General features: G+C 71.0%; 12 protein-coding genes. 6 read left to right on the top strand and 6 right to left on the bottom strand.

Features of this window, described 5'->3' with window-relative positions; genetic code table 11:
* Nucleotides 1–250: 250 nt before the first annotated feature.
* From leuA to F4556_RS24730, 4 genes are all read left to right on the top strand, one after another.
* Nucleotides 251–2,032 carry a 2-isopropylmalate synthase gene (gene leuA / locus F4556_RS24715; protein WP_184919670.1) on the top strand — a complete coding sequence of 594 codons (1,782 nt, stop codon included), beginning with the start codon at nucleotides 251–253 and terminating at the stop codon, nucleotides 2,030–2,032.
* 213 nt (nucleotides 2,033–2,245) lie between these two features.
* Nucleotides 2,246–2,911 carry a TerB family tellurite resistance protein gene (locus tag F4556_RS24720; protein WP_184919672.1) on the top strand — a complete coding sequence of 222 codons (666 nt, stop codon included), beginning with the start codon at nucleotides 2,246–2,248 and terminating at the stop codon, nucleotides 2,909–2,911.
* Between the two features lie 257 nt (nucleotides 2,912–3,168).
* The gene (recO, locus tag F4556_RS24725; protein WP_184919674.1) at nucleotides 3,169–3,915 is read left to right on the top strand and encodes a DNA repair protein RecO; all 747 of its coding nucleotides are present in this window, start codon (nucleotides 3,169–3,171) and stop codon (nucleotides 3,913–3,915) included.
* 2 nt (nucleotides 3,916–3,917) lie between these two features.
* Complete coding sequence (locus F4556_RS24730; protein WP_184919676.1) at nucleotides 3,918–4,742, top strand: isoprenyl transferase; 825 nt, start codon at nucleotides 3,918–3,920, stop codon at nucleotides 4,740–4,742.
* A gap of 55 nt (nucleotides 4,743–4,797) precedes the next feature.
* Here the strand turns inward: F4556_RS24730 and F4556_RS24735 are convergent, their stop codons facing one another.
* From F4556_RS24735 to F4556_RS24750, 4 genes are all read right to left on the bottom strand, one after another.
* Nucleotides 4,798–5,205 (bottom strand): Fur family transcriptional regulator, encoded by a 408-nt coding sequence (locus F4556_RS24735; RefSeq protein ID WP_184919678.1) that lies wholly within the window; start codon nucleotides 5,203–5,205, stop codon nucleotides 4,798–4,800.
* Nucleotides 5,206–5,240: 35 nt separating this feature from the next.
* On the bottom strand, nucleotides 5,241–6,161 hold the full coding sequence (locus tag F4556_RS24740) for a metal ABC transporter permease (protein ID WP_376775745.1): 921 nt from the start codon (nucleotides 6,159–6,161) through the stop codon (nucleotides 5,241–5,243).
* Between the two features lie 85 nt (nucleotides 6,162–6,246).
* A complete protein-coding gene (locus F4556_RS24745) occupies nucleotides 6,247–7,062 on the bottom strand; it encodes a metal ABC transporter ATP-binding protein (RefSeq protein WP_184919680.1) in 816 nt (271 codons plus the stop codon).
* 17 nt (nucleotides 7,063–7,079) lie between these two features.
* Entirely contained in the window at nucleotides 7,080–8,027 is a 948-nt protein-coding gene (locus F4556_RS24750; protein WP_184919682.1) for a metal ABC transporter substrate-binding protein, read from the bottom strand.
* Between the two features lie 211 nt (nucleotides 8,028–8,238).
* On the opposite strand from F4556_RS24750, the gene F4556_RS24755 reads away from it, so the two are divergent.
* Complete coding sequence (locus tag F4556_RS24755) at nucleotides 8,239–9,621, top strand: glycine--tRNA ligase (protein ID WP_184919684.1); 1,383 nt, start codon at nucleotides 8,239–8,241, stop codon at nucleotides 9,619–9,621.
* 49 nt (nucleotides 9,622–9,670) lie between these two features.
* Here F4556_RS24755 and F4556_RS24760 read toward each other — a convergent pair whose 3' ends face one another.
* Both F4556_RS24760 and gap read right to left on the bottom strand, forming a co-directional pair.
* Complete coding sequence (locus F4556_RS24760) at nucleotides 9,671–10,846, bottom strand: hypothetical protein (RefSeq protein ID WP_184919686.1); 1,176 nt, start codon at nucleotides 10,844–10,846, stop codon at nucleotides 9,671–9,673.
* A 100-nt stretch (nucleotides 10,847–10,946) separates the two neighbouring features.
* Nucleotides 10,947–11,954, bottom strand: a complete 1,008-nt coding sequence (gene gap / locus F4556_RS24765) for a type I glyceraldehyde-3-phosphate dehydrogenase (RefSeq protein WP_184919688.1) — start codon at nucleotides 11,952–11,954, stop codon at nucleotides 10,947–10,949.
* A 148-nt stretch (nucleotides 11,955–12,102) separates the two neighbouring features.
* Between gap and F4556_RS24770 the strand changes: the two genes are divergently transcribed.
* Complete coding sequence (locus F4556_RS24770) at nucleotides 12,103–12,645, top strand: CGNR zinc finger domain-containing protein (RefSeq protein WP_184919691.1); 543 nt, start codon at nucleotides 12,103–12,105, stop codon at nucleotides 12,643–12,645.
* The last annotated feature ends 207 nt before the right edge of the window (nucleotides 12,646–12,852 follow it).

Here is a 12,852-nt window from a genome sequence, read left to right on the forward strand (position 1 = left end):
ACAGGGTGGAATGGTGGTGCGGCTCACTGTGGGTACGGAGTGGCCTGGGTTACGCTGGGACACATCATGCGTTACGGGCTGCTTCTTCTTAGCTGCCGCGGCGAGGGCCTGTAGACCACTGAAGGCCGGCTCCCTCTCCGCGGGGGACTGTGCTGCACCCGCACCGATGCGGGGCAGTAGTCGGCCGAGTCGGGTGTCCATTCACCCCGACCAGCCCGCATATCGAGTTCGGAAGCCGAGAGTCTCCTCCATGACTGAGCAGTCCTCCATCGCTCGCGCGTTCAACGACCGCCCCACCCCGATCACCGCCGCTGCCACCCCGCAGAAGCCGTCCGGCATGCCGTTCGAGCGCTACGTACCCTTCGGCACCGTGGACCTGCCGGACCGGACCTGGCCGAGCAAGGTGATCACCCAGGCGCCGCGCTGGCTGTCCACCGACCTGCGGGACGGCAACCAGGCGCTGATCGACCCGATGTCGCCGGCCCGCAAGCGCAAGATGTTCGACCTGCTGGTCAAGCTGGGCTACAAGGAGATCGAGGTCGGCTTCCCGTCCTCCGGCGCCACCGACTTCGAGTTCGTCCGCTCGCTGATCAACGAGGGCGCGATCCCCGAGGACGTCACCATCTCGGTGCTGACCCAGGCCCGCGAGGACCTGATCGAGCGCACCGTGGAGTCCCTGGTCGGCGCCCCGCGCGCGACCGTCCACCTGTACAACGCCACCTCGCCGCTGTTCCGCCGGGTGGTCTTCAAGGGCAGCAAGGACGACATCAAGGCGATCGCCGTGGACGGCACCCGCCTGGTGATGGAGTACGCCGAGAAGATCCTGCGGGACGACACCGTCTTCGGCTACGAGTACTCGCCGGAGATCTTCATCGACACCGAGCTGGACTTCGCGCTGGACGTCTGCGAGTCGGTGATGGACGTCTGGCAGCCCGGCGAGGGCCGGGAGATCATCCTGAACCTGCCGACCACGGTCGAGCGCTCCACTCCGAACGTCTACGCCGACAAGATCGAGTGGATGTCGCGGAACCTGAGCCGCCGTGAGTTCATCGCGCTGTCCACCCACCCGCACAACGACCGGGGCACCGGCGTGGCCTCCGCCGAGCTGGCCATCATGGCCGGGGCGGACCGGGTCGAGGGGTGCCTGTTCGGGCAGGGTGAGCGAACCGGCAACCTGGACCTGGTCAACGTCGGGATGAACCTGTTCTCGCAGGGCGTCGACCCGATGATCGACTTCTCCGACATCGACGAGATCCGCCGCACCGCCGAGTACTGCAACCAGATGCCGGTGCCGGAGCGCCACCCCTACGCCGGCGACCTGGTGTACACCTCCTTCTCCGGTTCGCACCAGGACGCGATCAAGAAGGGCTTCGACGCCCTGGAGGCCGACGCCAAGGCGGCGGGCGTGCCGGTCGGCACGTACACCTGGGGCGTCCCGTACCTGCCGATCGACCCGAAGGACGTGGGGCGTTCGTACGAGGCGGTCATCCGGGTCAACAGCCAGTCCGGCAAGGGCGGCATCGCCTACGTGCTGAAGAACGACCACAAGCTGGACCTGCCGCGCCGTCAGCAGATCGAGTTCTCCCGGATCATCCAGGCCAAGACCGACGCCGAGGGCGGCGAGGTCACGCCGGCCGAGATCTGGAGCGTCTTCCAGGACGAGTACCTGCCCACTCCGGGCAACCCCTGGGGCCGGATCGCGCTGAGCGGCTCGCGCAGCCTGACCACCGAGGACGGCCGGGACGTGCTGTCCACCGAGGCCGTGCTGGACGGGCGACCGGTCACCCTGACCGGCACCGGCAACGGCCCGGTCTCCGCCTTCGTCAACGCGCTGGCCGGGATCGGCGTGGACGTCCGGGTGCTGGACTACGCCGAGCACGCGCTGAGCGAGGGCGGCGACGCCCAGGCCGCCGCGTACGTGGAGTGCGCGGTGGACGGCAAGGTGCTGTGGGGCGTCGGCATCGACGCCAACACCGTGCTGGCCTCGCTGAAGGCCGTGGTCAGCGCCGTCAACCGGGCGCAGCGCGCCTGACCCTTCCTCAGGGGGCCGCCGTCGGCGGCCCCCTGAGGCGTTTGCGGAATGTGTTCTGCGACACATTTTTACCCGTTCGGGGTGCTGACACCCGTGCGTAACCATGGCAGCATCGATCCACCGGAACCGGGGTCGGTGGGACGACCGCGGAGTCCGGTCGCGTGACCTGCCCATTGTTGTGCAGGCCGCCTGCCATGTCTGGGGAGTGGCGCCGTGACAGGGTTGTGGGGTGTCCGCCCGCGCTGGCGGACTGATGTCCTCGGTGATTTCTTCTGTCCGGGCTGTGGCGGGGACCGCAACTACCGTCGGCAACACGGTCGGCGGTGGCTGCGGCTGCTCGGCACCCCGGTCCTGCCCGTCGGCCCGGTCACCGGCTGCGTGCAGTGCACCTCCTGCCACCGCCGCTACGGCGTCGAGACCCTCGACCAACTCACCTGCGTCCGGCTGGCCGCGATGCTGCGGGACGCCCAGTACACCGTCGCGCTCGCCGTGCTCGCGGCCGGCGGCACCGGCAGCCGCTCGGCCCGGGACGCGGCCTGCGGCGTGATCCGCGAGGCCGGCTTCGAGGACTGCGGCGAGGCCCAGGTGCTGGCCGCGCTGGCCGCGCTCTCCGGGGTCGGCGGCGAGGCACCGCTCGACCTGGCCGGTGCCGGCAGCGGGCTGACCGTCGAACTGCACGCCGCGATCGAGCCGTTGGCCCCGCACCTGGCCCAGCCGGGCCGGGAGCGGCTGGTGCTCCAGGGCGCCTGGATCGCGCTGGCCGACGGGCGCTACCTCCCCCAGGAGCGCGCCGCCCTGGCGGCCGTCGGCCGCTGCCTCAAGCTCCCCGGCAGCCGGGTCGACGAACTGCTGGAGGCAGCCACCAACGCCCCCCACTGACCCCCACAGGCCGGGCCCGACTCCCCCCTCCGGGCCCGCCGTGACCCGCACCCAAGTGGTCCCCCCACGAGACCGGGTGCGGGGCCCACGGCTGTGTACGGGTCGCCTGCGGCGGGCTTTTTGGGCGGCAGGGGCGAGTTCGGCTCAGACAGCCCGCCGCAGGCGGCTTCTTTTTCGGCGGTCCCCCCTGAGCTCGCCGCAGGCGGTTGCGGCTTGCCCTGGGCGGGCCTGTCGGTGGCGTACGGGACAATGGGGGCATGAGTCTGTTCCGGGACGACGGCATCGTGCTCCGCACCCAGAAGCTGGGCGAGGCCGACCGGATCATCACCCTGTTGACCCGTCAGCACGGCAAGGTGCGTGCGGTGGCGCGGGGCATCCGTAAGACGAAGTCGAAGTTCGGGGCGCGGCTGGAGCCGTTCTCCCACGTGGACGTGCAGTTCTTCAGCCGCGGTGCGGACCTGATCGGCCGGGGCCTGCCGCTCTGCACCCAGGTGGAGACCATCGCGCCGTACGGCGGCACCATCGTCACCGACTACGGCCGCTACACGGCGGGCACCGCGATGCTGGAGACCGCCGAGCGGTTCGCGGAGAACGAGGGCGAGCCGGCCGTCCAGCAGTACCTGCTGCTGGTCGGCGGCCTGCGCACGCTGGCCGCCGGGACGCACCAGTCGCACCTGGTGCTGGACGCGTTCCTGCTCCGCTCGCTGGCCGTCAACGGCTACGGCGCCAGCTTCACCGACTGCGCGAAGTGCGGGCTGCCGGGCCCCAACCGGTTCTTCTCGCTGCAGGCGGGCGGGGTGCTCTGCGCTGACTGTCGCGTGCCTGGCTGTGCCGTACCCTCCCCTGAGACACTGGTACTGCTCGGCGCGCTGCTGTCAGGGGACTGGCGGACGGCGGACGGATGTGAGTCCCGGTACTGGCGGGAGGGCAGCGGCCTGGTCGCGGCCTACCTGCAGTGGCACCTGGAGCGGGGTATCCGCTCGATGAGATACGTGGAGAAGTGAGCATGGCAGCGCGACGGCTCTTCGGCAGCAAGCAGCGGGAGTACCTCCCCCCGACCCCGCACCCGAGCGGCGCCGTGCCGCCGAAGCTTCCGGGTGAGCTGGTGCCCGAGCACGTCGCGATCGTGATGGACGGCAACGGCCGCTGGGCCAAGGAGCGCGGGCTGCCCCGCACCGAGGGCCACAAGATCGGCGAGTCGGTGGTGCTGGACGTGCTCAAGGGCGCGATCGAGCTGGGCGTCAAGAACGTGTCGCTGTACGCCTTCTCGACCGAGAACTGGAAGCGGTCCCCCGACGAGGTGAAGTTCCTGATGAACTTCAACCGGGACGTGATCCGCCGCCGCCGCGACGAGATGGACGCGATGGGCGTCCGGATCCGCTGGGCCGGGCGGATGCCCAAGCTCTGGAAGAGCGTGGTGCAGGAGCTCCAGGTCGCCGAGGAGCAGACCAGGAACAACGACGCCGTCACCCTCTACATGTGCGTCAACTACGGCGGCCGGGCCGAGATCGCGGACGCGATGGCGGCGATCGCCCGCGACGTCGCCGACGGCCGGCTGGACCCGTCGAAGGTCAACGAGAAGACCATCGCCAAGTACCTCTACCACCCCGACATGCCGGACGTGGATCTCTTCCTGCGCCCGAGCGGCGAGCAGCGCACCTCCAACTTCCTGCTCTGGCAGAGCGCTTACGCCGAGTTCGTGTTCCAGGACGTGCTCTGGCCGGACTTCGACCGCCGCGACCTGTGGCGGGCCTGCGAGCAGTTCGCGATGCGCGACCGCCGGTTCGGCGGGGCCATCCCGAACGAGGTCGAGGTCCCGGCCCAGCGCTGACCACGGACCGAGGGCCCGTACGCGGATCGCGTACGGGCCCTCGGTGCGTGCGGGGTCAGGCCTTCTTGGTGCACTCCGCGCAGGTGCCGAAGATCTCCAGGGTGTGCGCGATGTCGCTGTAGCCGTGCTCGGCCGCGATCGAGTTGGCCCAGCGCTCGACCGCCGGGCCCTCGACCTCGACGGTGGAGCCGCAGCTGCGGCAGACCAGGTGGTGGTGGTGCCCGCTGCTGCAGCGGCGGTAGACCGCCTCGCCGTCGGCGGTGCGCAGCACGTCCACCTCACCGGCGTCGGCCAGCGACTGCAGGGTGCGGTAGACCGTGGTCAGGCCGACCGAGTCGCCCCGGTGCTTGAGCAGGTCGTGCAGCTCCTGCGCACTGCGGAAGTCCTCGATCTCGTCCAGGGCCGCCGAGACGGCGGCTCGCTGCCGGGTCGATCGGGCGCGCGACGGGCCTGCGGTGGTCACCGTGGGTCCTCCTGGTCGTGGGGTGGTCTGGCACCTCATTGTGCCAGCCCCCGACTGGTGACCGAATCCTCCGCGTCGCCCCGCTGCTGATCGGGCAGCCGGACCTCGCAGACCTCGGGGCCGCGGTCGTCCGCGGCCCGGTGCCGGCGCCTGGCCAGCGGGGCGGCGACCGCGCTGAGCACCGCGAAGACCACGATCGCCAGCAGCACGATGGTCGGTCCCGAGGGCAGGTCGGCCTGGTACGAGCCGGCCACCCCGGCCACCGCGACCGTGACGCCGACCCCGATCGAGGCGGCCTGGGTCATCGCGAACGAGCGGGTGAGCTGCTGGGCCGCCACCACCGGAACCACCATCAGCGCGCTGACCAGCAGCAGGCCGACCACCCGCATCGCCACCGTGACGGTGACCGCGGCCATCACCGCGAGCAGCAGGTTGAGCACCCGTACCGGCAGGCCGGTGACCCGGGCGAACTCCTCGTCCTGGCAGATCGCGAACAGCTGGCGGCGCAGGCCGATGGTGACCGCGATGACCACGCCGGCCAGCACCGTGATGGTGATCAGGTCGCTGGGCGCGACGGTCAGGATCGAGCCCCAGAGGTAGCTCTCCAGGCTGCCGTTGCCCGCCTGGGCGCTCATGCTGACCAGCATCTTTCCGCAGGCCATACCGCCGTAGAAGAGCATCGCCAGCGCGATGTCGCCGCGCTGGTTGCCGCGCGAGCGGACCAGCTCCATGACCACGGCGCCGAGCACGCAGACCAGCACGGCCATCCAGACCGGGCTGGTCTGGAAGAAGAAGCCGAGGCCGACCCCGGTGAGCGCGACATGGCCCATGCCGTCGCCCATCAGCGCCTGCCGGCGCTGCACCAGGTAGATGCCGACGGCGGGCGCGGTGATCCCGACCAGCACGGCGGCGATCAGCGCCCGCTGCATGAAGTCGTAGCTGAGCATCTCGGTCATGACGGCAGTCCAGGGGTCGTCAGGTGGTCGGGCAGCGCGCGCCTTACAGCACCACCCACCCGCCCGGAGGGCATCTGCATCTCGGTCATGCGAGCAGTCCAGGGGTCGTCAGGTGGTCGTCCTCGTGGGGATGCACGTGGTCGTGGCCGGGCAGCGCGTGCTGGCCGGTGCTGGGGATCGGCGGGCCGTCGTACGCGACGCAGCCGTCGCGGAGCACCACGGTGCGGTCGATCAGCGGCTCCAGCGGCCCGAGTTCGTGCAGCACCAGCAGGACGGCGGCGCCGCGGCCGACCTCCTGGCGCAGGGTGTCGGCGAGCACCTGCTGGCTGGTCACGTCCACCCCGGCCATCGGCTCGTCCATGATGAGGAGTTCGGGGGAGCCGACCAGCGCGCGGGCGATCAGCACCCGCTGGTGCTGGCCGCCGGAGAGCCCGGCCACACCGTCCTCGGCCCGGTCCAGCATGCCGACCTGGGCCAGCGCCCGGTCGACGGCGGCCCGGTCCTTGCGGCGGAACGGGAACAGGCCGTGCTGCGGCAGCCGTCCGGTGGAGACCACCTCGCGGACGGTGGCGGGCACCCCGCCGGCGGCGGTGGTGCGCTGCGGCACGTAGCCGATCCGGTGCCAGGCCCGGAACTTGGCGAACGGGGTGCCGAACAGTTCGAGGCCGCCCCGCTCCAGCGGGACGGCGCCGATCACCGACTTCACGGTGGTGGACTTGCCGGAGCCGTTGGCCCCGAGCAGCGCGACCACCTCGCCGGGGCGGACCTTGAGGTCCACGCCGCGCAGTACGGGGCGGCCGCCGAGCGAGGCGACGGCGTCGCAGAGACAGACGACCGCGGGCGCGGCACCCGCCTCACGGGGGTGCCGCGCCTTCGCCGCCGCGGGTATGACAGCGCTCATGGGTATCCGATGTCCCGTCAGCCGGTGATGCCGAAAGCGGTCTGGAGGTTGTGCAGGTTCTGCCGCATGACCGAGAAGTAGGTCTCCTTGGCCGGGTCCTTGACGCCCTCCAGCGGGTCCAGGACGGCGGTCTTCAGACCGAGGTCCTTGGCGACCGTCTCGGCGAGCTTGGGGCTGACCAGGGTCTCGAAGAAGATCGTGGTGACGCCGTGCTGCTTGGCGGCCTGCTGGACCTCGGCCAGCTTGGCCGGGGTGGGCTCGGCCTCCGGGTCCACGCCGTTGATGGCGATCTGGTTGATGCCGTACGCGTCGGCGAGGTAGCCGAAGGCGGCGTGGCTGGTGACGAAGGACTTGCCCTTGGCGTCCTTCAGGCCGGTCTTGAACTCCTGGTCCAGCGCGGCCAGATCGGCCACCGTCTGGTCGGTGTTCTTCTGGTAGTCCGCGGCGTGCGCCGGGTCGGCCTTGGCCAGCTCGGCGCCGACGCTCTTGGCGACGGTGGCGTAGCGGTTCGGGTCGAGCCAGATGTGCGGGTCGCCGGCGGCGCCCTCGTGCTCGTGGCCGTCGCCCTCGGCGTGGCCCTCGTCCAGGTGGTGGTCGACCAGCGGGGAGGCGGCGGTGGCGTCGATCACGTGCTTGGAGTCGGTCTGCGCGACGGCCTTGTCGACGGCCGGCTGGAGGCCCTTGAGGTAGACCACCGCGTCGGCCCCCTTGACCTGGGCGACCTGCTTGGCCGTCAGCTCCAGGTCGTGCGGCTCGACGCCGGCCTTGGTGAGGCCGGTCACCTTCACGTGCTCGCCGCCGATCTGCTGGGCGAGGTACTCCATCGGGTAGAACGACGCCACCACGTCCAGCTTGCCGTCGGTGCCCTTGGCGCTGCTCGAACCGCCGCAGGCGGTGAGGAGGAGGGCGCCGACGGCGGCGGTGGCGGTCAGGGCTATGGAGGTGGGGAGGCGTCGCAACATCATGACAACCATTCTCAACTTAACTGGAAATGATTGTCAACTCGATCGATCATCGAACAGGCCGATCATCGGTTCGACACACCGACCGGTCGCGGAATACCGATTTGAACCCCGCACCACCACGCCCGGTAACCTCTGGAGGTATTCGGGTGCGTGCAACCAGCCGCGCCTTGACCGTGCCGTCCTCCTGTGACGTCGTACTGAAGAGAGCACTGTGGCCGCCGACAAGATCGACACGATCGTCAGCCTGAGCAAGCGCCGTGGCTTCGTCTACCCCTGCAGCGAGATCTACGGTGGCACCCGCGCCGCCTGGGACTACGGACCGCTGGGCGTCGAGCTCAAGGAGAACATCAAGCGCCAGTGGTGGCGTTCGATGGTCACCGCTCGGGAGGACGTCGTCGGGCTCGACTCGTCGGTGATCCTGGCCCGCGAGGTCTGGGAGGCCTCGGGTCACGTCGCGACCTTCAACGACCCGCTGACCGAGTGCCTCTCCTGCCACAAGCGGTTCCGCGCGGACCACCTGGAGGAGGCGTACGAGGCCAAGCACGGCAAGGTCCCGGCCAACGGCCTGGCCGACATCAACTGCCCGAACTGCGGCAACAAGGGCGGCTTCACCGAGCCCAAGGAGTTCTCGGGCATGCTGAAGACGCACCTGGGCGTCACCGAGGACGCGGGTGGCCTGGCCTACCTGCGCCCGGAGACCGCGCAGGGCATCTTCACCAACTTCAAGGCGGTGCAGACGACTTCGCGCAAGAAGCCGCCGTTCGGCATCGCCCAGGTCGGCAAGAGCTTCCGGAACGAGATCACCCCCGGCAACTTCATCTTCCGCACCCGCGAGTTCGAGCAGATGGAGATGGAGTTCTTCGTCAAGCCCGGCGAGGACGAGCAGTGGCACGAGTACTGGCTCCAGCAGCGCTGGGACTGGTACGTCGACCTCGGCCTGCGGACCGAGAACATGCGCTTCTTCGAGCACCCGAAGGAGAAGCTGTCCCACTACGCCAAGCGCACGGTGGACATCGAGTACCGCTTCAACTTCGGCGGCAGCGAGTTCTCCGAGCTCGAGGGCCTGGCCAACCGCACCGACTACGACCTCACCGTGCACAGCGAGGCCAGCGGCCAGGACCTGAAGTACTTCGACCAGGAGTCCGGCGAGCGGTACTACCCGTACGTCATCGAGCCCGCGGCCGGTCTGAACCGCGCCATGCTGGCCTTCCTGATCGACGCCTACTTCGAGGACGAGGCGCCGAACGCCAAGGGCGTCATGGAGAAGCGGGTCGGCATGCGGCTCGACCCCCGGCTCGCCCCGGTCAAGGTCGCGGTGCTGCCGCTGTCGCGCAACGCCGACCTGTCGCCGAAGGCCCGCGGCCTGGCGGCCGACCTGCGCACCGCGTGGAACGTCGAGTTCGACGACGCGGGCGCGATCGGCAAGCGCTACCGCCGCCAGGACGAGATCGGTACGCCGTTCTGCGTCACGGTCGACTTCGACACCCTCGAGGACAACGCGGTCACCATCCGCGAGCGTGACACGATGGCGCAGGAGCGGGTCTCGCTCGACCAGGTGAAGTCCTACCTGGGTGCGCGCCTGATCGGCTGCTAGCGGCGTTTGGCGATGCCCCTGGCCTTCTGAGGTCGGGGGCATCGCGCGTTCACTGGACCGGCAGGCCGATGCTGCGCAGGGCGGCCAGCGCGGCCCTGGCCCGGCTCTCGTCCAGGGTGCCGACGGCCGTCAGCAGGGCTCGGTAGTGGCCGGGCGAGGCGGCCAGCCCGGTCGCGTAGTCGGCCAGGTCGGCGGGGGAGCGCAGCCGGGCCACCTGGTGGGTCAGCGCCTCGGCCAGCCGGTCGTCCAACCGGAGGGCGGTGTCGGCGAGTTCGTCGGTGCGGCGGCCCGCCGCCTGGTGCAGCAGGCGGTACGCGTCCTCGGTGCGGCCGGCCGCCAGCAGGTGGCCGGCCAGCGCGGCCAGGTCGGCGGGCGGGGCCGAGCCCCACTCCCAGAGCAGGGTGAGGCCGTCGGCGGAGAGCCCGGCCTGCTCCAAGGCGGCCAGCAGGGACGGGAGTTCGGCGGCCGGGTAGCCCCAGAGCGCGTGGAACAGCGCGGCCGCCTCCTCGGAGAGACCGGTCCTGCGCAGCGCGGCCAGGGTGCCGGCGGCCTGCCCGGCGGCGCCGTGGGCGACCGCCCTGGCCAGGTAGCCCGCCGAGCCGGCCGGGCCCTCGGCGCGCAGCAGCGCGATCAGCCGGGCCACATCGGCGGGAGCCAGCACCACCGCGGCCTGCGCGGTGACGGCGGCCGACTCCTGGGCCGCGCCACGGCCGTGCAGGGCGGTGATCCGGGCGGCCAGGGTGGCCAACTCGGCTGCGCTGCGCGGCTCGGGGGCTTTGGGGCGGGGCGGCTGCTGCGCGGCTTGTGGTTGCGGAGCCTGAGGCTGCGGCTCCGGGGTGCTGACTCCGGCGAACCGGGCGCCGCGCATCGGGGCGGCGGCCGGTGCCGGGGCGGGCTGCGGCGCGGGGGCCGCCTCGTACGCGCCGCCGAACCGGGCGCCGGTCGGGCGGTGCCGGGCCGGAACGGCGGTCTGCTCGCGCCGGTGGTCCTCCAGCGCGAGCAGACGTTCACTCAACTCCAGGTGGCGGGCGCCGAGTCCGTCCCTGAGGGTGCGGATCTGGGCCAGCTGGCGGTGCAGTTCGGGGTCGTTGGTGCTGGTCACGGCCTCGGTGAGGCGCTGTTCGCGCTGAGCCGCGTACCGGCGGGCCCGTAGCAGTTCGTCCAGCTCCGACCGCAGGGCCTGGACGTCCTCCGCCGCCCCGGGGTCGATTTCGCGCACCGTCATCGCACCGTCCTGAGTCTTCCGGCCGTCCCTGAAGGGTCATCCTGGCCGCAGAACAAGGCAGTTGTGTTACGGAGACGAGTCCGGCGTTTTTCGCGGCCGGTCAGGCGCCGAGCAGTCGGACCACGTCCACCACCCGGTGCGAGAAGCCGGACTCGTTGTCGTACCAGCCGAAGACCTTGACGTGCCGTCCGTTCCCGCCGACGGTGGTCAGCGGGGCGTCGAAGACGCAGGAGTGCGGGTCGCCGACGATGTCGCTGGAGACCAGCGGTGCCTCGGAGTAGCGGAGCACCCCGGCCAGCGGGCCCTCGGCGGCGGCCTTGGCGAACAGCGCGTTCACCTCTTCGACGGTGGTCGGGCGGGCCACGTAGACGGTCAGGTCGGTGATCGAGCCGACCGGGACCGGGACCCGCAGCGAGGAGCCGCTCAGCTTGCCGTTCAGCTGCGGCAGCACCAGGCCGATCGCCTTGGCCGCGCCGGTCGAGGTGGGCACGATGTTGGTGGCGGCGGCTCGGGCCCGGCGCAGGTCCTTGTGCGGGCCGTCCTGGAGGTTCTGGTCCTGGGTGTAGGCGTGCACGGTGGTCATCAGGCCGTGCTCGATGCCGAGCCCCTCGTCCAGCACCTTGGCCAGCGGGGCAAGGCAGTTGGTGGTGCAGGAGGCGTTCGAGACGATGTGGTGCACGTCCGGGTCGTAGCCGTCGTGGTTGACGCCGTAGGCCAGGGTGATGTCCTCGTTGGACGCCGGGGCCGAGATCAGCACCTTGCGGGCGCCCGCGTCCAGGTGGGCCCGGGCCTTGGTGGCGTCGGTGAATACGCCGGTCGACTCGACCACCACGTCCACGCCCAGCTCGCCCCACGGCAGTCGGGCCGGGTCGCGCTCGGCGAGCACCTTGATCCGGTGCCCGTTCACGACGATGGCGTCGCCGTCCACCTCGACCTCGCGCTCCAGCCGGCCCATGGTGCTGTCGTAGGACAGCAGGTGGGCCAGGGTGGCGGCGTCGGTCAGGTCGTTGACCGCGACGATCTCCAGATCCGCGCCCTGCTGGAGGGCCGCGCGGACGAAGCCCCGGCCGATCCGGCCGAATCCGTTGATCGCTACCTTGATCGCCATTCTCGACTCCCTTGCAGATGGGGTCACTTGGTGGGATGCCAGGCTCCGTCGACTGGTAACCGTGTTAAGTGGTTACTCGGTAGCCTACGGGGTGCCGATCACCGGTGCAACCGGTCTGAGGGGTTAGTTGGTTGGCTATGCTGGGGGGATGGAGTCCGAGTTCGTCTTTGTCGCCGGTGATCCCGCGCTCGATCTGGTCGGTACCGTGCAGCGGCGCCGCACGCTGGCCCGCGACCTGTTGCGGACGCCGGCCGACCTGGGGGCCTGGACGGCCGAGGCCGGGCTGGTCGACCAGCCGGTCCCGGCGGGCCCGGAGGACCTGGAGCAGGCCCGCCAACTCCGGGAGGCCGTCTACCGGTTGGGCCTGGCGGCGGTGGCCGGGCAGCCCTACCCCACGGCCGACCGCAGGCTGCTGAACCGGCTCGCCGACGGGCCGGTGGTCCGGCTGGACCTGCGGCCGGACGGCACTCTGCGCCGCACCGGCAGTGCGGCGGCCGTGCTGGCGGGGGTGGCCCGTTCGGCGCAGGAGCTGTTGGCGCTGCCGTTGGGGGCGCCGATCCGGGAGTGCGCGTGGGAGCCGTGCACGCGGCTGTACGTGGACCGGTCGCGGCGGGGGGTGCGGCGGTGGTGCGACATGTCCGCCTGCGGCAACCGGGCCAAGGCCGCAGCCTTCCGCGAGCGGCACCCTTAGGCACACGGCTTCGGCAGACAGGGGCTCGGGGCTCTGCTGATGTGCGGCTCCGCCGCGTGGGCGGCGCCGACCACGGGACGGGGTCAAAGTGCGGGAGTGGTAAACCCCGGGCGTGGCTCAGGCTTCAGGCGAAAGTGCCTGACCTTTTACGCGGCGATCACGCTTCCGAGGCTGGCGTCGCAGTTCCCCGAGCCCCTGGTGGTGCCT

Origin of the sequence: Kitasatospora gansuensis (genome assembly GCF_014203705.1) — a bacterium.
In the GTDB taxonomy this organism is placed as follows: domain Bacteria; phylum Actinomycetota; class Actinomycetes; order Streptomycetales; family Streptomycetaceae; genus Kitasatospora; species Kitasatospora gansuensis.

Excerpts from the sequence above, each read along its gene's own strand:
- F4556_RS24750 (WP_184919682.1), bottom strand. The coding sequence starts at position 8,027 with ATGATGTTGCGACGCCTCCCCACCTCCATAGCCCTGACCGCCACCGCC.
- gap (WP_184919688.1), bottom strand. The coding sequence starts at position 11,954 with ATGGCGATCAAGGTAGCGATCAACGGATTCGGCCGGATCGGCCGGGGC.
- F4556_RS24740 (WP_376775745.1), bottom strand. The coding sequence starts at position 6,161 with ATGACCGAGATGCTCAGCTACGACTTCATGCAGCGGGCGCTGATCGCC.
- leuA (WP_184919670.1), top strand. The coding sequence starts at position 251 with ATGACTGAGCAGTCCTCCATCGCTCGCGCGTTCAACGACCGCCCCACC.
- F4556_RS24730 (WP_184919676.1), top strand. The coding sequence starts at position 3,918 with ATGGCAGCGCGACGGCTCTTCGGCAGCAAGCAGCGGGAGTACCTCCCC.
- F4556_RS24770 (WP_184919691.1), top strand. The coding sequence starts at position 12,103 with ATGGAGTCCGAGTTCGTCTTTGTCGCCGGTGATCCCGCGCTCGATCTG.
- F4556_RS24760 (WP_184919686.1), bottom strand. The coding sequence starts at position 10,846 with ATGACGGTGCGCGAAATCGACCCCGGGGCGGCGGAGGACGTCCAGGCC.
- F4556_RS24745 (WP_184919680.1), bottom strand. The coding sequence starts at position 7,062 with ATGAGCGCTGTCATACCCGCGGCGGCGAAGGCGCGGCACCCCCGTGAG.
- recO (WP_184919674.1), top strand. The coding sequence starts at position 3,169 with ATGAGTCTGTTCCGGGACGACGGCATCGTGCTCCGCACCCAGAAGCTG.